Annotated in this window: 19 protein-coding genes, 1 rRNA gene and 1 riboswitch; of the genes, 3 read left to right on the forward strand and 17 right to left on the reverse strand. The window is 37.8% G+C overall.

What is annotated here, in order from left to right; translation table 11 throughout:
* Nucleotides 1-90: 90 nt before the first annotated feature.
* Genes AC0L0O_RS25970 through pcrB form a run of 4 tightly spaced genes read right to left on the reverse strand, consistent with a single transcriptional unit; the run spans nucleotide 91 to nucleotide 6271 of the window.
* Nucleotides 91-1284 carry a CamS family sex pheromone protein gene (locus AC0L0O_RS25970; protein WP_473786180.1) on the reverse strand — a complete coding sequence of 398 codons (1194 nt, stop codon included), beginning with the start codon at nucleotides 1282-1284 and terminating at the stop codon, nucleotides 91-93.
* 16 nt (nucleotides 1285-1300) lie between these two features.
* Entirely contained in the window at nucleotides 1301-3310 is a 2010-nt protein-coding gene (gene ligA / locus AC0L0O_RS25975; RefSeq protein WP_000031433.1) for an NAD-dependent DNA ligase LigA, read from the reverse strand.
* A 15-nt stretch (nucleotides 3311-3325) separates the two neighbouring features.
* Nucleotides 3326-5569: a DNA helicase PcrA gene (gene pcrA, locus AC0L0O_RS25980; protein ID WP_003292997.1), complete on the reverse strand. Its 2244-nt coding sequence runs from the start codon at nucleotides 5567-5569 to the stop codon at nucleotides 3326-3328.
* Between the two features lie 12 nt (nucleotides 5570-5581).
* Complete coding sequence (gene pcrB / locus AC0L0O_RS25985; RefSeq protein WP_001983810.1) at nucleotides 5582-6271, reverse strand: heptaprenylglyceryl phosphate synthase; 690 nt, start codon at nucleotides 6269-6271, stop codon at nucleotides 5582-5584.
* A gap of 335 nt (nucleotides 6272-6606) precedes the next feature.
* Here pcrB and AC0L0O_RS25990 point away from each other — a divergent pair, with 335 nt between their 5' ends.
* The 3 genes from AC0L0O_RS25990 (at nucleotide 6607) to AC0L0O_RS26000 (ending at nucleotide 8220) form a co-directional block, all read left to right on the forward strand.
* Complete coding sequence (locus AC0L0O_RS25990) at nucleotides 6607-6984, forward strand: YgaP family membrane protein (RefSeq protein ID WP_000812350.1); 378 nt, start codon at nucleotides 6607-6609, stop codon at nucleotides 6982-6984.
* A gap of 209 nt (nucleotides 6985-7193) precedes the next feature.
* A complete protein-coding gene (locus tag AC0L0O_RS25995) occupies nucleotides 7194-8039 on the forward strand; it encodes an SPFH domain-containing protein (protein WP_000660677.1) in 846 nt (281 codons plus the stop codon).
* A 16-nt stretch (nucleotides 8040-8055) separates the two neighbouring features.
* The gene (locus tag AC0L0O_RS26000) at nucleotides 8056-8220 is read left to right on the forward strand and encodes a type II toxin-antitoxin system antitoxin (protein WP_001085171.1); all 165 of its coding nucleotides are present in this window, start codon (nucleotides 8056-8058) and stop codon (nucleotides 8218-8220) included.
* Between the two features lie 35 nt (nucleotides 8221-8255).
* Here the strand turns inward: AC0L0O_RS26000 and purD are convergent, their stop codons facing one another.
* From purD to rrf, 13 genes are all read right to left on the reverse strand, one after another.
* The gene (purD, locus tag AC0L0O_RS26005; RefSeq protein WP_001101946.1) at nucleotides 8256-9527 is read right to left on the reverse strand and encodes a phosphoribosylamine--glycine ligase; all 1272 of its coding nucleotides are present in this window, start codon (nucleotides 9525-9527) and stop codon (nucleotides 8256-8258) included.
* A gap of 121 nt (nucleotides 9528-9648) precedes the next feature.
* A complete protein-coding gene (gene purH, locus AC0L0O_RS26010; protein ID WP_000745423.1) occupies nucleotides 9649-11184 on the reverse strand; it encodes a bifunctional phosphoribosylaminoimidazolecarboxamide formyltransferase/IMP cyclohydrolase in 1536 nt (511 codons plus the stop codon).
* A gap of 24 nt (nucleotides 11185-11208) precedes the next feature.
* A complete protein-coding gene (purN, locus tag AC0L0O_RS26015) occupies nucleotides 11209-11796 on the reverse strand; it encodes a phosphoribosylglycinamide formyltransferase (protein WP_000088592.1) in 588 nt (195 codons plus the stop codon).
* Nucleotides 11793-12833, reverse strand: coding sequence for a phosphoribosylformylglycinamidine cyclo-ligase (purM, locus tag AC0L0O_RS26020; protein ID WP_001262436.1), 1041 nt, complete (start codon nucleotides 12831-12833; stop codon nucleotides 11793-11795). Before purM ends, purN begins: the two co-directional genes overlap by 4 nt.
* Before the next feature lie 106 nt (nucleotides 12834-12939).
* The gene (purF, locus tag AC0L0O_RS26025) at nucleotides 12940-14355 is read right to left on the reverse strand and encodes an amidophosphoribosyltransferase (RefSeq protein ID WP_000879029.1); all 1416 of its coding nucleotides are present in this window, start codon (nucleotides 14353-14355) and stop codon (nucleotides 12940-12942) included.
* A complete protein-coding gene (purL, locus tag AC0L0O_RS26030) occupies nucleotides 14340-16559 on the reverse strand; it encodes a phosphoribosylformylglycinamidine synthase II (RefSeq protein ID WP_000055577.1) in 2220 nt (739 codons plus the stop codon). Before purL ends, purF begins: the two co-directional genes overlap by 16 nt.
* Nucleotides 16543-17226, reverse strand: a complete 684-nt coding sequence (gene purQ / locus AC0L0O_RS26035) for a phosphoribosylformylglycinamidine synthase subunit PurQ (RefSeq protein WP_000666779.1) — start codon at nucleotides 17224-17226, stop codon at nucleotides 16543-16545. The genes purL and purQ overlap by 17 nt, the downstream gene beginning before the upstream one ends.
* On the reverse strand, nucleotides 17223-17477 hold the full coding sequence (gene purS / locus AC0L0O_RS26040; RefSeq protein WP_000278820.1) for a phosphoribosylformylglycinamidine synthase subunit PurS: 255 nt from the start codon (nucleotides 17475-17477) through the stop codon (nucleotides 17223-17225). Before purS ends, purQ begins: the two co-directional genes overlap by 4 nt.
* Complete coding sequence (gene purC / locus AC0L0O_RS26045; RefSeq protein ID WP_001170542.1) at nucleotides 17470-18189, reverse strand: phosphoribosylaminoimidazolesuccinocarboxamide synthase; 720 nt, start codon at nucleotides 18187-18189, stop codon at nucleotides 17470-17472. The genes purS and purC overlap by 8 nt, the downstream gene beginning before the upstream one ends.
* An 88-nt stretch (nucleotides 18190-18277) precedes the next feature.
* A complete protein-coding gene (gene purB / locus AC0L0O_RS26050) occupies nucleotides 18278-19585 on the reverse strand; it encodes an adenylosuccinate lyase (protein WP_000625683.1) in 1308 nt (435 codons plus the stop codon).
* Entirely contained in the window at nucleotides 19582-20733 is a 1152-nt protein-coding gene (gene purK / locus AC0L0O_RS26055) for a 5-(carboxyamino)imidazole ribonucleotide synthase (RefSeq protein WP_428889613.1), read from the reverse strand. Before purK ends, purB begins: the two co-directional genes overlap by 4 nt.
* Nucleotides 20730-21215: a 5-(carboxyamino)imidazole ribonucleotide mutase gene (purE, locus tag AC0L0O_RS26060; RefSeq protein ID WP_000839367.1), complete on the reverse strand. Its 486-nt coding sequence runs from the start codon at nucleotides 21213-21215 to the stop codon at nucleotides 20730-20732. Before purE ends, purK begins: the two co-directional genes overlap by 4 nt.
* A gap of 110 nt (nucleotides 21216-21325) precedes the next feature.
* Nucleotides 21326-21427, reverse strand: a riboswitch (purine riboswitch).
* Between the two features lie 487 nt (nucleotides 21428-21914).
* Nucleotides 21915-22030: ribosomal RNA gene (rrf, locus tag AC0L0O_RS26065) — 5S ribosomal RNA — on the reverse strand.
* Nucleotides 22031-22041 lie beyond the last annotated feature (11 nt).

Below are 22041 nucleotides of genomic sequence, written 5' to 3' on the forward strand. Positions count from 1 at the left end.
TTACCCCTTACCCCATTATTTATAACATTTTAAATTATAACAAAATTAACCAAGAAAAAAAGCCGTTCCATAAAGGAACGGCCCTTCTACTTAATCTAAAATTTTCACATACGGTTCATCTTGCTTCGCTTCACGTATAATAATCGCTTCTGGACGTTCTACAGATTTAATCGTTACTTGTACTTTCATATAATTCGGGAAATATTCCATAACAAGCCCGGCTACATATTGTGTAAAGCCAATTATTTCTGCTTTCCCATTAAACTGGACAGGAATATCAAGCTTTATTTCTCTTAATTCATCGTCTCTATACATACCAGTACCGATAACAGCTGTATAGTCACCTTGGAAATAATCGCTTAATTTTGCCTTGAAGTTTGATACTCTCGCCAAGTCTTCACGTTTATTATCTGTTTTCGCTTGTTCAGATGGGAACAAATAATATTTCTCATTAATTTGTTTCCAATCCTCAACCGTTTCACTACCTTTTTCGACATTCCCATAAGAAACAAAGTTACCTGGTACGAGCGAAGACTTTGGAGCCTGACGATAAATCGCAAATGTTATCGGAAGTTTTTTTGTCTCAGGATCTTGTTGATGCATAACTTTCAAGATTTCTGGCACCATTTTTTTCCCTTCAGCTAACATCTTTTCATTCGAAATTGTAACCTCACGCGGATACCCATGCTCTTCCTCATAATAATGAACCGAATTCATCGCTAATCCAACTACAATACCACTACGCTCATCTTTTTTGTCTTTGTTCACATAATAATCATGTTCTAAAATATTGGAAATATATATTGGATTTTTTTTATTTTTCGCCTCTAATGATTCGGATCCTGCACCTAATGCGGGATTTAACCCTATGTTCGGGAATTTAACCGCATCTTTTTTTAATGTATCTTCTAGTTCCTTTTGTTCTGCATCTGTACGTTTTCTTTTAACAAGCATCTGTATATACTGAGTAGTTAGGGACTTTCCGCCTTTTAAAACATTATCTTTCGTACTAAATGATTCTTTCGCAATACGCATTAATCCTGTTTCAAATTCATCTATATCAAGACGATTACTTACTCCTTGCACAACTAAGCCACGTGCATTTCCTCCTTCAAATGGAATAGTCGTCTTATAATATTCATCCGAAATAGAGTAATTTGGGACGATTACTTGCTCTTTTGCTTTCCCCGATTTCTCAACCACTTTTTCATCTTTATCGGCACCTGCACTACACCCACTTACAAGTAGGCCAAGGCTTAATACCGCTAATGCTATTTTTTTCATGGTAAGTTTGCACCTCTTACTTATTTAGCTCTTGTAAGAACCTCTCTTCATTCCAAACCTCAACATTATGTTTCTCCGCTTGTGCTAATTTCGAACCTGCCGCTTCACCTGCGACAACTAAATCCGTACTTTTACTAACACTTCCTGTTACTTTTCCACCTAATGCCTCAATCTTCTTCTTCGCTTCACTACGTCCCATAACTTCTAATTTCCCAGTTAAAACGACAGTTTTTCCTGCAAAGTACGACTCAACATTTTGTAAATCAGCAATTTTTATACCTTTGTATGTCATATTCACGCCATACTCTTTAAATTGTTGTAATAGCTCTAATACGTCTTCATTATCAAAATACGCCACGACGGATTGAGCCATTTTTTCACCAATCTCGTTAATTGCTTTTAATTCTTCTTCCGTCGCTTTCACAAGTGCATCCATCGTTTCGAAATGCTCTGCAAATGTACGTGCTGCTTTCGCTCCGACATGGCGAATACCAAGACCGAATAATAATCGCTCTAATGAGTTTTCTTTAGAATTCTCAATTGCTTGTACTAAATTCGTTGCTGATTTTTCTCCGAATCGTTCTAACTGTAATAATTGCTCTTTCGTCAACGAATATAAATCCGCAAATGTACGAATATAATCAGCATCAAAGAGTTGTGTAATAACACGTTCTCCAAGACCATCAATATTCATTGCATTTCTTGAAACGAAATGGATTAACCCTTCTCGAATTTGAGCAGGACAAGTTGGATTTATACAACGAAGTGCTACCTCTTCTTCTAAACGAACTAGTTCACTCTCACATGCTGGGCAATGCGTTGGCATATGATATTCTTCTTCCCCACCAGTACGCTTATCAAAAATAACATTTACAACTTCTGGAATAATATCTCCAGCTTTCTTCACAACAACGTAGTCACCAATTCGAATATCTTTTTCACGAATTAAATCTTCGTTATGTAAAGAAGCACGACGAACGATCGTACCAGCCACTCGCACTGGCTCTAGCTCTGCAGTCGGTGTTACAACTCCTGTACGACCAACACTTAATTCAATGCCCGTTAATCTTGTTACAACTTCTTCCGCTGGGAATTTATAAGCAATCGCCCATCTTGGACTCTTTGCTGTAGTTCCTAGACTTTCTTGAAGAGCAACATCATCTACTTTTATAACGATCCCATCAATCTCATAATCAAGATGCGGACGTTTTTCTTGCCATTCTTCTACATAAGCTATAACTTCTTCAATTGTTTCACATGTACGACGATTTGGATTTGTTTTGAATCCAAGTTCACCTAAGTAATCAAGCGATTCACTATGTGATGGGATTGTTTTTTCTTCTACATTCGCAAGACCGTATACAAACATAGATAAGTTACGCTTCGCTGCAATTTTCGGATCAAGTTGGCGGATTGAACCTGCTGCCGCATTACGCGGATTCGCAAATACATCTTCACCATTTTGCTCTTTTTCTTCATTTAACTTAACGAATGAACGCTTCGGCATATAAGCTTCGCCTCGTGCTTCTAACGTTACTTCTTCATTTAAACGAAGCGGGATTGCTTTAATCGTTTTTAAATTTTGGGTAATATCTTCACCTGTTACACCATCACCACGTGTTGCCCCTTGAATGAAGCGTCCTTTTTCATAATGAAGTGAAACAGCAAGTCCGTCAATTTTTAATTCGCATATATATCTTACATTCGCATCATCAATTCCTTGACGTACTCGTCTGTCAAAATCACGTAAATCTCCTTCGTTAAATGCATTTCCTAAACTTAACATCGGTGACTTATGTGTTACTTTTTCAAATATATCAAGAACCGTTCCCCCAACTCGAATAGAGGGAGAGTCTTCACTCATAAACTCTGGATTCTCTGCTTCTAATTTTATAAGCTCCTGCATATTACGGTCATACTCCGCATCAGAAACAGAAGGATTGTCTAATACGTGATATTGATAGTTAAATGTATTTAACAAATCACGTAGTTCTTCTATACGTTTTTTTGCTATCTCTTTTGACATATCCTCATTCCTTTCCTATTGTTTCGTCACAGGTGCAAATTTTGCTAACAAACGTTTAACACCAATTGGGCTTGGGAACGCAATATCTAATTCTTTTGCATCACCTTCACCTTTTACACTTACAACTGTACCGACTCCCCATTTTTGGTGGGAAGCTTTATCACCTACTGCCCAGCCAATTTGTTCGCCGCCTGTCGTCTTAGCTGCAGGACGTGCGAAAGCTGAGCGAGAACGTGTTGTAGTTGTCGTTTTACTGCTACTTGCCACTCTTCCTTTTGCACCAAACGAAGTTTCACGCTTCGGTGCTGTTTCATTTAATGATTCTACTAGTTCTGTCGGGATTTCTGTAATAAATCGCGATGCGGCATTCATACTTGTTCTACCAAATAAAGTACGCATTTGTGCATTTGATAAATACAACTCTTCTTCCGCACGAGTAATACCTACATAAGCAAGACGACGCTCTTCTTGCATTTCATCTTCTTCCATTAGAGAACGAGTATGTGGGAATATTCCTTCCTCTAAACCAACAATAAAGACAACTGGGAATTCTAACCCCTTCGCTGAGTGCATCGTCATTAAAATAACTTCCTCACCAGCAGTTGGGTCTTCATCTACACGATCAATATCTGCAACAAGTGCTAAGTCTGTTAAGAATGCAACAAGGCTCTTATCCTCGCTTTGAGATTCAAATGTTTGCGTAACAGATAAAAACTCATCTAAGTTTTCCAGACGACCTTCCGCTTCTAACGTACGCTCATTTTTCAACATATCGCGATAGCCTGTTTTTTCAATCACTTCTTCTACCAATTCTGTAACAGATAAATACTCTTGCATATTTACCCAATTGTGTAATAAACCTGCGAATTCTTTTACTGCCTTTGTAACCTTTGCACTTACTCCAACATGCTCAATCTCATCGAATACAGCAGTTAAAGAAATTCCATTTTGTACACCATAATTAATAATTTTGTCGATAGAAGTCGCACCAATTCCGCGCTTTGGCACGTTAATAATACGCGCAAAACTAATCTCATCATCTGGATTCCCAATTAAACGTAAATACGCCAAAATGTCTTTAATCTCTTTACGGTCGTAGAACTTCGTACCGCCGACAATTTTGTAAGGAATATTAGATTTCAGGAAAATCTCCTCGACCATACGAGACTGCGCATTTGTACGATATAGCACTGCAAAATCAGTATATTTTCGTTTTCCCATTTGAATATCGTCGCGAATTTTTTTCGCAACAAAGTACGCCTCGTCCTTTTCCGTTGCAGCACGATAGTACGAGATTTTGCTTCCAACTTCATTATCTGTCCATAACTTCTTCGGTTTACGATTCGTATTTCTTTCAATAACAGCATTCGCTGCATTTAAAATATTTTGTGACGAACGATAATTTTGTTCTAACAGAATAACTTGCGCATTCTCATAGTCTTTTTCGAATGACAAAATGTTGGAAATGTCCGCACCACGCCAGCGATAAATTGACTGATCTGAGTCACCTACAACGCATAAATTTTTAAAACGTGCTGCCAAATGTTTAACAAGAAGGTACTGCGCTTTGTTCGTATCTTGATACTCATCCACGTGAATATACTGGAATTTGCGCTGATAAAACTCTAGTACTTCTGGAACACGTTCAAATAGTTGAATCGTCGTCATAATTAAATCATCAAAGTCTAATGAGTTATTTTTCAAAAGACGTTTTTGATATTCTGTATATACATCGCTCGTTAATTTTTCATATGGATCAGCAATTGTAATTTTCTTTGCATACTTATCCGCAGATAACAGTTCATTTTTCGCATTACTAATACCAGCCAAAATAGAGCGCGGCTCAAATTTCTTCGGATCAATATTGCGCTCTTTCATAATTTTTTTGACCACAGTTAACTGATCACCCGAATCTAAAATTGTAAAGTTACGATTAATACCAATGCGATCGATATCACGTCGTAAAATACGTACACACATAGAGTGGAACGTAGAAATCCAAATATCTTCGGCTTCTGGTCCGACAAGTGTATCAATACGCTCGCGCATTTCACGAGCGGCTTTATTTGTAAAGGTAATAGCTAGTACATTCCACGGTGCTACTCCTTTTTCACCAAGTAAATACGCAATACGATGTGTTAACACACGTGTTTTACCACTACCTGCGCCTGCCATTAATAGAAGTGGTCCGTTCGTTGTTTGTACTGCTTTTTGTTGTTGCGGATTTAAACCATTTAATAACCTATCTGTCATACTCATATACGCCTGCACCTACTCTCCTTTTACTGCTTTAACCGTTTTTAACGCTGCTTTTATATCATCATAAATAATATTTCCAACAACTACTGTATCAGCATGTTGCGCCATTTCCTTCGCTTGTTCAGCATTAGAAATACCACCGCCATAATATAACTTAGCTTGTTTCAATTCTGCTTTTACATTTTTAACAAGTTCAACATCTCCATACGTACCGCTATATTCTAAATAAAATATCGGTAAACGTAATAGCTTGTCTGCTAAACGCGCGTATGCAATCACATCATCTTCTGTTACATCACACTTTGCATCTGTAAGCTGTGCTACCTTCGCTTCAGGATTTAAAACACAATATCCTTCCATGAAAATTTCGTTCCAATCCATAATATCCCCAAATTCTTTCAAAGCCTCATGATGAACGCCTGTTACCCATTCTACCTTTCGGCTATTTAAAACGCTTGGGATATAATAAAAATCGAATCCTGGTGTAATTGCTTCTACATCAGAAACCTCTAGCACACAAGGAACTGCATATCTACGAATGCTAACTAGCATGTGTAGTACATTATCAATTGTCACTCCATCACTTCCGCCTACAATAACAGCATCTGTTCCAGACTCACAAATCATTTCTAAATGTTCGTCACTTAGCTCCTTATTCGGATCAAGCTTAAATACATGTTTCCACCCGGAAATATCGTACATGAAAACACCCTTTCTTTTCTCAAGTTGTATATATTTCTGTTCAAAATAACAGTTTATTTTCATTAGGATTTTTTACTTCATCTTAAATATTTGTTTAAAACGGAGAATTAAGTTTGGAATTTCCTCTTCCACATTTTTTAAACGAGAGGATTTACTTTTGAACTTCCTTTTATGCATTCTTTCATTATAACAAAAAAAACTACTTACACACACGCACAATCCAACATCTTTTTCCACGTCAAATGTTGGATTACATATCCCAAAAATCAAACGGGATACTAATAGGAGAAATAGTGTTATCTATTTCAACTTTCATAAAAAGGAGTGTTTTTCTAATGAAGCAAAATATCGGTACAATAAATGCCCTAATTCGAATTACACTCGGACTTGTCCTCTTCGGTTGTAGTGCAACGAAACTCGTACGCAAACCTTGGTGCACTTGGTCTAACATTTTGCTATGGATTGGTGCAATGAAAGTTGCAGAGGGAATTGTTCGTTTCTGTCCTGTTGTTGAAATGTGGAAATTCGGAAAATACATGAACATGGGGGCATTTAAAATGCCTAGCATGAATTTTGCTGAAAAGGGACATACTAAAGAAGAAGTGAATCAAACTTCCAATCACGACAAACCACAGTCAAATGGAAGTTATGACGCTTCTGACAAAGAGATTGAGTCAGCGATTGAAGATATAATCCTGGCAAAACCGCTTTGAATCATTTGTCACGATGCAAGATGCTCTCAAAGAGACTTAGCTGCTGCAGTGGGCGGTTAAGTCTTCTTTATTTTACCATAAAACAGAACATACATTCTCATTTTAAGTGTTAAAATATACATAATCAATAAAATTCAGAAAACTAGGTGTAAACCCCTTGCTTAAAATGATATAAAAGTGATATCATTTTTATATCAGGAGGCGATCATATGAAAGAAAAACAAGTATTTTATGTTAATGGTTTTCTTGGGATTATTGGAATTTTGATTTTAGCCGCTATCGGTGTATTTTTCCTTATACAAGAAATTTTTATAGGAGCAGCATTAACTATTATTTTAGCCGCAGTTCTTGCTACAGGTATTGGTATTGTTCAACCAAACCAAGCAAAAGTTATTACGTTCTTCGGTAATTATTTAGGAACAATTCGTCAAAACGGTTTATTTTTAACGATTCCGTTCGCATTCCGTCAAACTGTATCGTTACGTGTTGAAAACTTTAACAGTAAAAAATTAAAAGTAAATGATGTCGACGGAAATCCAATTGAAATTGCCGCTGTTATCGTATATAAAGTTGTTGATTCTGCAAAAGCAATGTTCGGCGTTGAACATTACGATCGATTTGTAGAAATTCAAAGCGAAACGGCAATCCGCCACGTCGCAACGAAATATCCTTATGACAATTTCCAAGATGAAACTTGCATCACGTTACGCGGAAATACTGAAGAAATCTCTGAAGAATTAAAGCGTGAGTTAGAAGCACGTCTTGAAATTGCTGGTGTAGAAGTATTAGAAACTCGTTTAACGCACCTAGCTTACGCAACGGAAATTGCCCATGCAATGTTACAACGTCAACAAGCGAAAGCAGTATTAGCTGCTAGAAAAGAGATTGTTGAAGGTGCTGTGAAGATGGCTAAAGATTCAATCCATATGTTAGATGAAGAAGGCGTACTGGAATTAGATGACGAGCGTAAAGCAAATATGGTAAACAACTTATTAGTTGCCATCGTTTCAGATAAAGGTGCGCAACCAGTCATTAATACAGGAAGCCTATACTAAAAGGTTGTAAATCATTATGGCTAAAAAGAAAAGCTTTCCATTACGTATTGATCCTGAATTACATGCAGTCATCGAAAAATGGGCGAATGATGAGTTTCGTAGCGTCAATGCACACATCGAGTATTTACTTCGAGAAATGGCAAAGCAAAAAGGTAAATTAAAAAAAGATAAAGATGCATAAAAATCCCGCTGAGGAATCAGCGGGATTTTTACATATTAACTTCTCGTCATCTCATGCCCAATTGCACGATATCCTATATCACTTCGGTAAAATAGACCATCACTCTCAATTTTACCGATTTCTTTATACACCTTATCTTTCGCTTCTTGTAAACTATTCGCCTTACAAGCAACAAATAATACACGGCCACCGTTCGTTACAAAGTCACCATGTTTCATTGCTGTACCTGCATGGAAAACAATCACATCTTGCAATGCATCTAGCCCTTTAATAATGTCACCTTTTTTATATGCTTCCGGATATCCTTTCGCAGCAAGTACAACACCAATTACGGCTTCATCTGACCATTGTAACGTTAACTCACTTTCATCTAATACAGCGTTACATACATCCACTAAATCATTTTCTAAACGGGGTAATACAACTTCAGTTTCAGGATCGCCAAAACGTGCATTAAATTCAATTACCTTTGGACCATCATTTGTTAAAATAAGTCCCGCATATAAAATTCCTGTAAACGATCGATTTTCTTGGATCATTGCTTTAGCAGTTGGATATAACACCGTTTCAATCGCCTCTTGAACTGCTGACTCCGAAATTTGTGGTACTGGAGAATATGCACCCATTCCGCCAGTATTTGGACCTTTATCACCATCAAAAGCTCGTTTATGATCTTGCGCAATTACCATCGGATGTACAGTTGTTCCATTCACAAATGCCATTAATGAAAATTCTTGTCCATCTAAAAACTCTTCAATAACAACTTTCTTACTCGCTTCCCCGAACTTTACATCTTGCAGCATTTCTTTCGCAGCTTGTAATGCCTCTTCAAGCGTCATCGCTACTGTTACACCTTTACCAGCAGCTAGACCATCCGCTTTAATAACAATTGGTGCACCAACTTTTTCAATGTACTGTACTGCTTCTTCATAATCTGTAAAAGTTTCGTACGCTGCAGTTGGAATATTATATTTTTTCATAAGCTCTTTTGTAAAAGCTTTACTACCTTCAATAACAGCAGCTGCTTTATTCGGACCAAATACGCGAAGTCCCTCTTCTTTAAAACGATCAACAATTCCATTCATAAGTGGAATTTCTGGTCCAACGAAAGTTAATTCCACATGGTTCTCTTTCGCAAATAAAACTAATGCATCAAAATCATTTTCATCAATATCAATTGGTGTTGCAACATCACGCATACCTTCATTACCTGGTGCTACATATACCTTTTCTACTTTTTCAGATTGTGCAAACTTCCAAGCTAAAGCATGCTCACGCCCACCGCGGCCAATTACTAAAACATTCATATTTCATCCCCCAATATTTAAATAAGTACAAACTAGAAGCTATGCTCCTAGTTTGTTTTTTCATATCAATCAAAGTTTAAAAAGGAAGGTTATCTTAACCGGACTTTTTAAACTTCCTCTATTAGTGTTTGAAATGACGTACGCCAGTGAACACCATAGCAATCCCATACGTATCCGCCACTTTAATAGAATCTTCGTCACGGATTGATCCGCCTGGTTGAATGATTGCCGTAATTCCTGCTTTTGCTGCTTCTTCTACTGTATCTGGCATTGGGAAGAAAGCATCAGATGCAAGTGCGCTACCTTGTGCTTTTTCGCCAGCTTGTGTAATTGCGATTTTTGCAGAACCTACACGGTTCATCTGTCCAGCACCGACACCAATTGTCATATCATCTTTTGCTAAAACAATTGCATTTGATTTCACATGCTTTACAACTTTCCAAGCTAGTTTTAAATCTTTCCATTCTTGCTCTGAAGGTTCACGTTTCGTTGGAATTGAAATTGTTCTTTCATCTAATGATAACGTATCTTCCTCTTGAACGAGAAGGCCACCTTGTACAGAAGTTAATTTTTTGCTTGCGCTTGTCGCTTTTTCAATATTTACAGTTAATAAACGTAAGTTTTTCTTACTTTGCAGTACTTCTAAAGCTTCTTTCGAGAAAGAAGGTGCGATAATAATCTCTAAGAAAATTTCGTGTAACTTTTCAGCTGTAGCTTTATCAATTTCACGATTCGCTGCAATAATTCCTCCAAAAATGGATACTGGATCCGCTTCATAAGCACGTGTGTATGCTTCATGAATATCCGTACCTACTCCAACACCACATGGATTCATATGTTTTACCGCTACTACTGCTGGTTCTGTAAATTCTTTCACGATACTAAGCGCTGCATCTGCATCGTTAATATTGTTATACGATAATTCCTTGCCATGTAATTGTTCTGCGTATGCAACAGAAGAAGTTGCTGCGAATGGCGCTTTATAGAAAGTTGCTTTTTGATGTGGGTTCTCGCCATAACGTAAGTCTTGCTTTTTCTCAAATGTCACAGTTAATGTTTCTGGACTTTCTTCACCCATTTGCTCTGTTAAGTAGTTAGAAATTAACGCATCATACGCTGCTGTATGACGGAATACTTTCGCTGCTAGTTTACGTTTTGTTTCCTCTGCTACTTCACCGTTCTCTTTTAATTCAGCTAATACAACATCATAATCTACTGGATCTACAATTACAGATACGAATTCATGATTTTTCGCAGCAGAGCGAATCATTGTCGGGCCACCGATATCAATATTTTCAATTGCATCAGCAAATGTTACATCAGGCTTAGCGATCGTTTCTTTGAATGGGTATAAGTTAACGACAACAAAATCAATCGGCTCCATACCTAATTCATTCATTTGCGCTACATGTGTTTCATTATCACGAACTGCTAATAGACCACCATGAATATTTGGATGTAATGTTTTCACACGACCATCCATAATTTCTGGGAAACCAGTTACTTCAGAAATACCGATTACTTGTAAGCCGTTTTCTTCTAGTAATTTTTTCGTACCACCTGTTGATATAACTTCGATCCCTTGTTCTAGTAAACCTTTAACAAATTCTACTACTCCTGTTTTATCTGAAACACTTACTAATGCACGCTTTTTCATTTATCCTTCACCCCTGGTTGTATGTTAATTAACAGTTGGTTCTTTCGTAGATTGAACAATTTGATTCACTGTATTTACGTATAATTTATGTTCAACTTGCTGAATTTTCTTTTGTAAGCTTTCTCTCGTATCACCTTCAGAAACAACTACTGCTTCTTGCGCAATAATTGGCCCTGTATCCATACCTGCATCTACATAATGAATCGTTACTCCAGTTACTTTCACACCCGCTTCTAACGCTTGGCCGACAGCATCCTTACCTGGAAAACTTGGTAATAATGATGGATGAATATTAATAATCCTTCCGCCGTAAGCTTCTAGTAAAGTCGGCCCGATTAAACGCATATATCCAGCTAAAATAACATAATCAATTTCATACTCTTCTAGCTTGTTTAATATTTCTTTTTCAAATGCTTCTTTTGACTCATATGCTTTCGCTGAAAAAGCAAAACACGGAATATGATGATAATTCGCTCGCCCAACAGCGCGTGCTTCTGGTTTATCACATACTAATAAACTAATTTCTGCATCCAATCTTTTTTCTTCTACCGCATTAACGAGAGATTGAAAGTTAGATCCGCTTCCAGAAGCAAAAACTGCTAATCTACTCATAGTGCTTTGCCCCCATTGAAGGTAACGCCAGCTCCTTGTACAGTACGTCCAATAATACGAGCTGTTTCCCCTTGCTCTTCAAGAAGACGGACGATATCTTTTGCATCTTCTTCCTTCACTGCTACTACCATACCAATACCCATGTTAAAAATATTGAACATTTCTTTCTCTTCTAGCTTTCCAACTTCTTGAAGTAAACTGAAGATCGGCTGAATTTTCCAAGATCCTAATTCAATTTCTGCACCGATTCCTTCTGGTAACATACGTGGAATATTTTCAATGAATCCGCCACCTGTAATATGCGCCATACCGTATACTTCATGATTCTTCAATAGTTCTAAAATAGGTTTGACATAAATTTTCGTTGGTTTTAATAATTCTTCACCAAGAGGTAGCTCTAAGCGTCCATAAATGCGGTCTAAAGATAGTTCTCCATCTTCTAGTAATACTTTTCGTACTAAAGAGTAACCATTACTATGAATACCGCTAGATGCTAAGCCAATTAATACGTGACCAGCTTCAATTTTTTCACCTGTTACAATTTTCTTTTTATCAACAATTCCAACTGTAAAACCAGCTAAATCGTATTCTTCCGTCGAATACATTCCTGGCATTTCAGCTGTTTCTCCACCAATTAAAGCACAACCTGCTTGGCGACAGCCCTCTGATATACCTTTGACGATGTTTTCAATTTTACTAGGTTCAGCTTTACCACAAGCAATATAATCAAGGAAGAAAAGCGGCTCTGCTCCTTGGACAACAATATCATTTACACACATTGCTACTGCATCAATACCAATTGTGTCATGTTTATCTGCCATAAAAGCGAGCATCAATTTCGTTCCCACGCCATCTGTTCCAGATACTAATACAGGTTCTTCTAATGCAAATTTTGATAGATCAAACATACCTCCAAAACCGCCTAAACCGCCTAGTACTTCTTTTCTCATAGTTGTTTGTACGTGTTTTTTCATGCGAGATACCGCTTCATATCCAGCTTCAATATCTACTCCTGCTTGCTTATATGCATTCGCCATCGTTATTTACACCTCGTCTTTTAATTTCTCCCCATCCAGGGCGGGCTATTTATAAAAAAGAAGCTAGCTTCTACATCAAAAGAAGTAGAAGCTTTTTTCATTTTTCTTATTTCATACTTTCTAAAAGCTCTTGCTCATAATCATAAAGAGCTGTTGGATAGTCCCCATTAAAGTAAGCCATACATAGGCCGCCATATTTCCCTTCATATGGACGTCCAATTGCATCTACTAATCCATCTTCACTTAAAAATGTTAATGAGTCTGCACCGATCATTTCACGAATTTCTTCTACCGTATGATTTGCTGCAATTAATTCTTTTCTCGTTTGAATATCAATACCATAGAAGCATGGATATTTCAGAGGTGGTGAAGCAATTCTTACGTGAACTTCTGTCGCTCCAGCCTCGCGAAGCATGCGAACAATTCGTTTACTTGTTGTTCCTCTTACGATAGAATCGTCAATCATAACAACTCGTTTTCCTTCAACTACCCCTCTTACTGCTGAAAGCTTCATCTTAACCCCTTGCTCGCGCAGTTCTTGAGAAGGTTGAATAAATGTACGTCCAACGTAACGATTTTTAATTAATCCTAACTCATATGGAATACCTGTCGCCTCCGCATAACCAATTGCTGCCGAAATACTAGAGTCTGGCACACCAGTAACAACATCAGCTTCAATAGGAGCTTCTGCCGCCAAACGTTTTCCCATGTTTTTACGTGCTGCATGGACGTTAATACCAGCAATATTAGAATCTGGTCGTGCAAAGTAAATGTATTCCATACTACAAATTGCATGATCTACTTCATTTGTAAAACGATCTACGTGAATTCCTTCATCATTGATGATAAGTAATTCACCCGGTTCTACATCACGAATGTATGTTGCACCTACTACATCGAAAGCACATGTTTCTGATGCTACAACGTAAGCATCACCCATCTTTCCAATTGAAAGAGGACGGAAACCATTCGGATCTAACGCAACGATCATTTCATTTCCAGTTAGTAAAAGATACGCAAACGCACCTTTCACTTTATTTAAAGCCTCTTTTACACTTTCAATTAACGAATCTTTCGTACTACGTTTAATAAGATGTAAAAGTACTTCTGTATCTGAACTTGTTTGAAAAATACTTCCCTCTGCCTCTAATTCGCGGCGAAGCATTTTTGCATTAATTAAATTTCCGTTGTGAGCTAATGCCATACTATGATCAGAAAAACGGAATAATAATGGTTGAACGTTAGCTACTTCACTTCCACCAGCCGTCGCGTATCGTACATGCCCGATTGCTGATTTTCCATTCAATCCTTCTAGCTCACCTCTTGAAAACACTTCCGATATTAAACCTAACCCCTTGTGACCGACGATTTTTTCCCCATTATTTACGACAATGCCTGCGCCTTCTTGCCCACGGTGCTGTAAACTGTGCAATCCGTAGTATGAAACTTGTGCCGCATTTTCATGCCCCCAAATTCCGAATACGCCACATTCTTCGTTTAACCCCTTTATTTCAGCAAGCATGGGATTGCCCCTTTCCAAGCCTTTCTCATTTCATCTACATTTGCTGTAAGTAATACTTCATTTTCTTCATTATGAATTGTTACTTCATTTGTATTTGTTACTTCACCAACTTGAATTGCTTCTACCGCTTTCTCGAACGCTTCTTTATTTTCACGTTTTACGGTTATTACGAAGCGAGATTGTGATTCCGCAAATAATGCAGCTGTTGCTTCCCCGTCTAATTTCACAGTAGCACCTAAGCCGTTAGCACCAATTGCACTTTCTGAAATCGCAACCGCTAAACCACCTTCAGCAACGTCATGTGCAGATTGAACAAGGCCAGCTTGAATGGCTGCTAATACTTGTTTTTGACGTTTTAATTCTACGTCTAAATCGATACTTGGTGATTGGCCGAAAATTTTTCCGTGAAGCATTTTCTGTAATTCACTTCCACCAAACTCAGCTTTCGTCTCTCCAATGACATAAACTAAATCGCCGGCTTGCTTAAACTCTTGTGTTGTTACATGTTTTAAATCATGTACAAGTCCAACCATCCCAACTGTCGGTGTTGGGTATACCGCTTCACCACTACGCTCGTTATACATTGATACGTTTCCGCCGATAACTGGTGTTTGTAACGTACGACAAGCTTCACTCATACCATCTACTGATTTCTCAATTTGCCAGAAGATTTCTGGTTTTTCTGGATTACCGAAGTTTAAGCAATCTGTAATTGCAAGTGGCTCTCCCCCAGAACATACGATATTACGTGCTGCCTCTGCTACTGCAATTTTACCGCCCACTTCTGGATCTAAATAAATGTAGCGAGAGTTACAATCTGTCGTCATTGCTAATCCTTTTTCTGTACCGCGTACACGTACAACTGCTGCATCTGAACCTGGTGTAACAACTGTGCTTGTGCGAACTTGATAATCATATTGATCATAAACCCACTCTTTACTTGCAATCGTCGGTTGTTGTAATAGAGCGAATAACGTTTCTTTATAATTTTCTACTTTTGGTGTTTCCATTTTCATCTGCTGGAATTCAGCAAAATATGCTGCTTCTTTTGATGGTTTATGATAAATTGGTGCTTCTTCTGCAAGAGCATCTGCTGGCACTTCAGCTACCATTTCACCTTTATGGAATAAACGAAGCATTTTGTCTTCCGTTACTTTCCCCATCGTAACGGCTGCAAGACCATACTTCTCAAATAAATCTACTATTTCTTGCTCTCTACCTTTTTTCACAACAATTAACATACGCTCTTGTGATTCAGATAGCATCATTTCATATGGTGTCATTCCTGTTTCTCGCTGCGGTACATCATCTAAGTACATTTCAATACCCATTCCTGCTTTACTTGCCATTTCTGCAGAAGATGATGTTAAACCAGCTGCACCCATATCTTGAATTCCAACAAGTGCATCCGATTGAATAAGTTCTAGGCAAGCTTCAATAAGAAGTTTCTCCATAAATGGATCTCCTACTTGAACTGCTGGACGCTTCGCTTCTGAGCTTTCAGATAACTCTTCAGATGCGAATGTTGCACCGTGGATACCATCACGACCAGTTGATGCACCTACGTACATTACTGTATTTCCAGCACCGTGCGCTTGCCCCTTTTTAATGTCTTCATGGTTAATTAAGCCTACGCACATTGCATTTACAAGTGGGTTTCCTTCATAACATGGATCAAACTGTACTTCGCCGCCAACAGTCGGAATACCGATACAGTTACCGTATCCCGCAATTCCTGCTACTACTTCTTCAAATAAATATTTCACACGTGGTGATTGTAATTCACCAAATCGAAGTGAGTTTAATAGAGCGACTGGGCGTGCTCCCATAGAGAATACGTCACGAATAATACCACCAACACCTGTTGCTGCTCCTTGATATGGTTCAATAGCAGAAGGGTGGTTATGACTTTCCATTTTAAATACAACCGCTTGATTATCACCGATGTCTACAATTCCAGCACCTTCCCCAGGTCCTTGCAAGACACGCTCACCTGTTGTTGGGAATTTTCGAAGCACTGGTTTTGAATTTTTATAACTACAATGTTCAGACCACATAACAGAGAATAATCCTGTTTCTGTATAATTTGGCAGACGGCCTAAAATCTTTTCAACCATGGCAAACTCTTCGTCTGTTAGCCCCATTTCCGCATATATGCGCTCTTCTTTAATTTGTGTTGGATTTGGTTCAAGCATTAACGACATATGTTTCCCTCCACTGTTTTAAGATAGATTGAAAGACTTTTAACCCTTCAGCACCGCCAAGTAATTCATCTACAGCACGCTCTGGGTGTGGCATCATACCAAGTACATTTCCTTTTTCGTTTACAATACCAGCAATATCTGAAACGCTTCCGTTCGGGTTTTCTACGTAACGGAATGCGATTTGATTATTCTCTTCTAATTGTTTAAGAGTCTCTTCATCACAATAGTAATTCCCCTCACCATGTGCAATTGGAATATTGATTACTTCATCTTTTTCATATTGTGATGTAAACATTGTTTCATTATTTTCAACACGTAACTGAACCGTTCGACACATAAATTTTAAGTTTTCGTTTCTCATTAATGCCCCTGGTAGTAATCCTGATTCAACAAGAATCTGGAATCCATTACATACACCTAAAATTGGCTTTCCTTGCTCAGCAGCTTTCTGTACTGCTTTCATTGCATTCGCAAAGCGAGAAATAGCACCGCAGCGTAAGTAGTCACCGTAAGAGAAACCACCTGGTAGTAGAATTGCATCATATTCATCTAAATTCTCTGTATCGTGCCAAACGTAATCTACTTCTTCGCCAAGCTCATCTTTAATTGCATGGAACATATCAACATCACAGTTCGAACCTGGAAATACTATTACGGCAAATTTCACTGTGCGACAACCTCCTCAACTTCATAACGGAAGTCTTCCATTACAACGTTCGCTAATAGTTTTTCACACATTTCCTTTACCTTTGCGTCAAGGTCAGATACTGATTTATCAATTGTTAATTCCATGTATTTTCCAATTCTAACATCTTGTACTTCTGTGAATGAAAGGCTATGAAGTGCTCCTTTTACTGCTGTTCCTTGTGGATCTAATACGCTTTCTCTTAATGTTACATATACCTTAACTTTATACATGTGAAATTCCCCCTAAACGTTTTAAAATCTCTTCATAAGCATCTGTTAAATTTCCAAGATCACGACGGAATACGTCTTTATCAAACTTTTCATTGCTCGTTTCATCCCATAAACGGCAAGTATCTGGTGAAATTTCATCTGCTAAAATGATTTCCCCTTCATCCGTTACACCAAACTCTAATTTAAAATCTACTAATCTTACACGACAGCTTGCGAAATGATCAATCAACACTTGATTGATTTGTAGAGCCATATCTCGTAATACGCTTACTTGCTCTGGCGATGCAACGTTTAATACACGAATATGATCTTCCGTTACAAGCGGATCTCCTAAATCATCATCTTTGAAGTAAAATTCTACGATTGGTTCTGCAAGTACAGTTCCCTCTTCCATTCCTAATCGTTTTGAAAGGCTTCCTGCAATTACATTTCTTGTGACAACTTCTAAAGGAATAATACTCACTTTTTTAACAAGTTGCTCTGTCTCAGATAACTTCTCAACAAAATGTGTTTTAATTCCAACTTCTTGTAACTTTCTGAACAATAAAGTTGTAATCTCATTGTTCAAACGACCTTTTCCTGTAATCGTCTCTTTTTTCTCCCCATTGAAAGCAGTCGCACTATCTTTGTACTCTACCCAAACCATATCTGCTGATTCTGTACGATAAATTCTTTTTGCCTTACCTTCATACAGCAACTCTAGCTTTTGCATTTCGCAAGCCCCCTGTAGTTTGAAAAATGTGAATAATATTTTTATAAAGAATGGCACAGAATGACTCTATTCTGTGCCATATGAAATTTTACGCTTCGTTTAATCCTAGGCGTTCAAAGATTGTATCAACGTGTTGCATATGATGCTCATAGTTGAAGCATTCATTAATTTCTTCTTGTGTTAACTTGCTCGTAATACGCTCATCAGCTTCTACAAGCTCTTTAAATTGTACTTGTGTTTCCCAAGCTTCCATCGCTTTAGGTTGTACGATATCGTAAGCTTCTTCACGCACCATACCTTTATCGATTAATGTAAGCATTACGCGCTGAGAATAAATTAAGCCGTATGTTCTTGTCATATTGCGTTTCATATTCTCTGGGTATACAGTTAAGTTTTTAACGATATTACCAAAGCGATTTAGCATGTAATTTAACGCGATTGTAGCATCTGGTAAAATTACACGTTCTGCTGAAGAGTGAGAAATATCACGCTCATGCCATAATGGAACATTCTCATAAGCTGTCATCATATAACCGCGGATAACACGAGCTAAACCAGTCATATTTTCAGATCCAATTGGATTACGCTTATGTGGCATTGCAGAAGAACCTTTTTGACCCTTTGCGAAAGCTTCTTCAACTTCACGTGTTTCACTCTTTTGTAAACCACGAATCTCAACTGCCATCTTTTCGATAGATGTTGCGATTAATGCAAGTGTTGACATGTAATGAGCATGGCGATCACGTTGCAATGTTTGTGTTGAAATTGGCGCTGCTTCTAATCCTAAATTTTCACAAACATATTTTTCTACGAATGGATCAATATTTGCATATGTACCAACCGCACCAGATAGTTTACCCACACGAACTGTATTAGCAGCTTGTTTGAAACGCTCTACGTTACGTTTCATTTCTTCATACCAAAGGCCAAGTTTTAGACCAAATGTTGTTGGTTCTGCATGGACACCGTGTGTTCTTCCCATCATAATCGTGTATTTATGCTCTTTCGCTTTGTTAGCTAAAATGCTTACGAAGTTTTCTAAGTCTTTTAATATGATTTCATTCGCTTGTTTTAAGATGTAAGATAACGCTGTATCTACTACGTCTGTAGATGTTAAACCGTAATGAACCCATTTACGTTCCTCACCTAATGCTGGTGTTTCTGATACAGCACGAGTGAATGCAACTACGTCATGACGTGTCTCTTTTTCAATTTCATAAATACGATCAATATCAAATGATGCATGCTCACGAATTTTCTTAACATCTTCTTTAGGAATATCGCCAAGCTCAGCCCATGCTTCACAAGCTAAAATCTCAACTTCTAACCACGCTTTAAATTTGTTCTCTTCCGTCCAAATCGCACCCATTTCTGGGCGTGTATAACGACTAATCATCTTTTTCCCTCCAACAGTTGTTCTTGATGGTCCCAAATATGCAAACTCTTTGCTTTTTCTAGAGCGACTTCAATATTATCATTTAAAATATTAACATGCCCCATTTTTCGCTGCGCTTTTGCTTCTTCTTTTCCATACAAGTGTAAATAGCACCCGGTTAATCTATTCACTTGTCTTAGGACCCCTTCTATATGTTCGCCTAAAATGTTTACCATGACAACTGGTTTTAACAAATTTGTTTCTCCAAGAGGTAAATTACAGATTGCTCGAATATGTTGACCGAATTGACTCGTTTCACATGCATCCTGTGTATAGTGTCCTGAATTGTGAGGTCTTGGTGCTAGTTCATTAATATAAATCTCACCATCGGCTGTAGCAAACATCTCTACCGCTAGTGTTCCCACAAGTTCTAGTTCATCCGCTAGCACTTTTGCATAAGCAATTGCTTTTTGAGAAAGTTCTTCTGTAATGCGAGCTGGAACGATGGATTCATGCAAAATGTTATTTACATGAATATTTTCCGCTACCGGAAATACTTTCGTTTCACCACTTACACTACGAATTACGATAACTGATACTTCTTTTTCAAAAGGCACCCATTTCTCTAAAATACACTCTGCTGCATTCGCAAGCTTTCGCGCTTCATCAACGTCAGCTTCACTTCTTAAAACAACTTGCCCTTTCCCATCATATCCACCTGTCGTTGTTTTTAAGACGGAAGGATATGATAACTCGGCGATTGTTTCAGTAAGCTGCTCTTGAGTTTGAACCAATCTATACGTTGCTACTGGTAATCCCGCTTTTTCAATTGCATTCTTTTCAGTAAAACGATTTTGTGTTTTACTTAACAACTGACTGCCTTGCGGTAAGTAAGCATGCTTTTCAAGCCATTGTAAACATCTATAATCAATATTCTCAAATTCATATGTGACAACATCACTAATCTCGGCTAAATGCTGAATTGCTTTTAAATCGTCATATGATGCAACAATTTCAATATCAGCAACTTGTGCACATGGTGAGTTTTTTGTAGGATCTAAAACAGCAATTTTATATCCCATTTCCTTAGCTGCCAATGCCATCATTCTTCCTAGCTGGCCGCCTCCAATAATGCCGATTGTTTTTCCAGGTAAAATGATTCTCGTCATACTAGCTCACTACCTTCGCGCACATCTTTTTCAATTGCTTCTCTTCTCAATTCTAATGCATCATGTATGTCATCATGGAATGATCCAAGTATTTGTGCAGCAAGTAAACCAGCATTTGTTGAACCAGCCTTACCAATTGCAACAGTTGCAACTGGAACCCCTCCTGGCATTTGGACGATGGATAATAATGAATCTAAGCCGTTTAACGCTTTTGATTGAACTGGAACTCCGATTACAGGAAGATTCGTCTTCGCTGCAACCATTCCTGGTAAATGCGCTGCTCCACCAGCTCCAGCAATAATAACTTTCAATCCACGTTCACGAGCCGTCTCTGCATATTCAAACATATAATCCGGAGTCCGATGAGCGGATACAACCTTTTTCTCATACGGTATATTTAATTCATCTAAAATGTCACAAGCATATTTCATTGTTTCCCAGTCTGACGTGCTTCCCATTATGACTCCAACTAGTGATTTCATATTAGAATCCCCCCGATTCAAATAAAAAAAGCCTGAAATAGAACAGTTTCTCTTTTACTATGAGAGAAAGCGCTCTACTCAGGCATACGTATCCCTTGTGAATAGAAAAATACCGAGTGACTTTCCCTCATAGTCTAACGAATAACGGTCGTTAGGTAGAGACTTGCAGGCCATATCCCCGCGATTATATGAGGTCTTATATATTATTCTTTCTATGGCTATATTAACAATATTTCATAAACAATGTCAACAAATAATCGAATGTTTTTTTATTACTAATCAATAACGTTCGTGTTTTAGTTATATTCAAAAGAATAATTGTAACTATATGCAAGAAGGATAAGAAATTAGAATATATATTTCTAGAGATCTATCATACACAAACTGGTTTGTGTACTAATTAATATAAAGCATATCGTTTATATTCCTTTGTATCGCAACGATTATTATAATAATTAAATACTTGTTTATATTATCCCGCTTTTTTCACTCTCATTATTTAAAATATATACTTGTAGTAGAAATAACAGTTCCTATTATAAGAATTGTTTGGGAGCACTTAGAGCACTTAGAAAACTTAAAAAGCAAAAAATCATTACTATTACTCTCAATACCCTCATTTTCATTCTTTTTCCTCATTAAGATTTGGTATATAAAAATAAACACAAAAAAACCTAAGTCGAATCGACTTAGGTTTTTGCTTGGCGACGTCCTACTCTCACAGGGACAAGGTCCCAACTACCATCGGCGCTAGAGAGCTTAACTTCCGTGTTCGGTATGGGAACGGGTGTGACCTCTCTGCCATCATCACCAAACTATTGAAGGC

This window comes from Bacillus sp. GS3m_15504 (assembly GCF_055825275.1).

What these genes read in the sequence shown, in the direction of transcription:
- purK (WP_428889613.1), bottom strand. Translation starts at nt 20,733, where the DNA reads ATGACGAGAATCATTTTACCTGGAAAAACAATCGGCATTATTGGAGGC.
- purM (WP_001262436.1), bottom strand. Translation starts at nt 12,833, where the DNA reads ATGGCGAATGCATATAAGCAAGCAGGAGTAGATATTGAAGCTGGATAT.
- purC (WP_001170542.1), bottom strand. Translation starts at nt 18,189, where the DNA reads ATGCAAAAGCTAGAGTTGCTGTATGAAGGTAAGGCAAAAAGAATTTAT.
- purL (WP_000055577.1), bottom strand. Translation starts at nt 16,559, where the DNA reads ATGTCGTTAATGCTTGAACCAAATCCAACACAAATTAAAGAAGAGCGC.
- AC0L0O_RS25995 (WP_000660677.1), top strand. Translation starts at nt 7,194, where the DNA reads ATGAAAGAAAAACAAGTATTTTATGTTAATGGTTTTCTTGGGATTATT.
- AC0L0O_RS25970 (WP_473786180.1), bottom strand. Translation starts at nt 1,284, where the DNA reads ATGAAAAAAATAGCATTAGCGGTATTAAGCCTTGGCCTACTTGTAAGT.
- purD (WP_001101946.1), bottom strand. Translation starts at nt 9,527, where the DNA reads ATGAATGTTTTAGTAATTGGCCGCGGTGGGCGTGAGCATGCTTTAGCT.
- purH (WP_000745423.1), bottom strand. Translation starts at nt 11,184, where the DNA reads ATGAAAAAGCGTGCATTAGTAAGTGTTTCAGATAAAACAGGAGTAGTA.
- purF (WP_000879029.1), bottom strand. Translation starts at nt 14,355, where the DNA reads ATGCTTGCTGAAATAAAGGGGTTAAACGAAGAATGTGGCGTATTCGGA.
- purS (WP_000278820.1), bottom strand. Translation starts at nt 17,477, where the DNA reads ATGTATAAAGTTAAGGTATATGTAACATTAAGAGAAAGCGTATTAGAT.
- pcrB (WP_001983810.1), bottom strand. Translation starts at nt 6,271, where the DNA reads ATGTACGATATTTCCGGGTGGAAACATGTATTTAAGCTTGATCCGAAT.
- purB (WP_000625683.1), bottom strand. Translation starts at nt 19,585, where the DNA reads ATGATTAGTCGTTATACACGCCCAGAAATGGGTGCGATTTGGACGGAA.
- purE (WP_000839367.1), bottom strand. Translation starts at nt 21,215, where the DNA reads ATGAAATCACTAGTTGGAGTCATAATGGGAAGCACGTCAGACTGGGAA.
- purN (WP_000088592.1), bottom strand. Translation starts at nt 11,796, where the DNA reads ATGAGTAGATTAGCAGTTTTTGCTTCTGGAAGCGGATCTAACTTTCAA.
- ligA (WP_000031433.1), bottom strand. Translation starts at nt 3,310, where the DNA reads ATGTCAAAAGAGATAGCAAAAAAACGTATAGAAGAACTACGTGATTTG.
- AC0L0O_RS26000 (WP_001085171.1), top strand. Translation starts at nt 8,056, where the DNA reads ATGGCTAAAAAGAAAAGCTTTCCATTACGTATTGATCCTGAATTACAT.
- AC0L0O_RS25990 (WP_000812350.1), top strand. Translation starts at nt 6,607, where the DNA reads ATGAAGCAAAATATCGGTACAATAAATGCCCTAATTCGAATTACACTC.
- pcrA (WP_003292997.1), bottom strand. Translation starts at nt 5,569, where the DNA reads ATGAGTATGACAGATAGGTTATTAAATGGTTTAAATCCGCAACAACAA.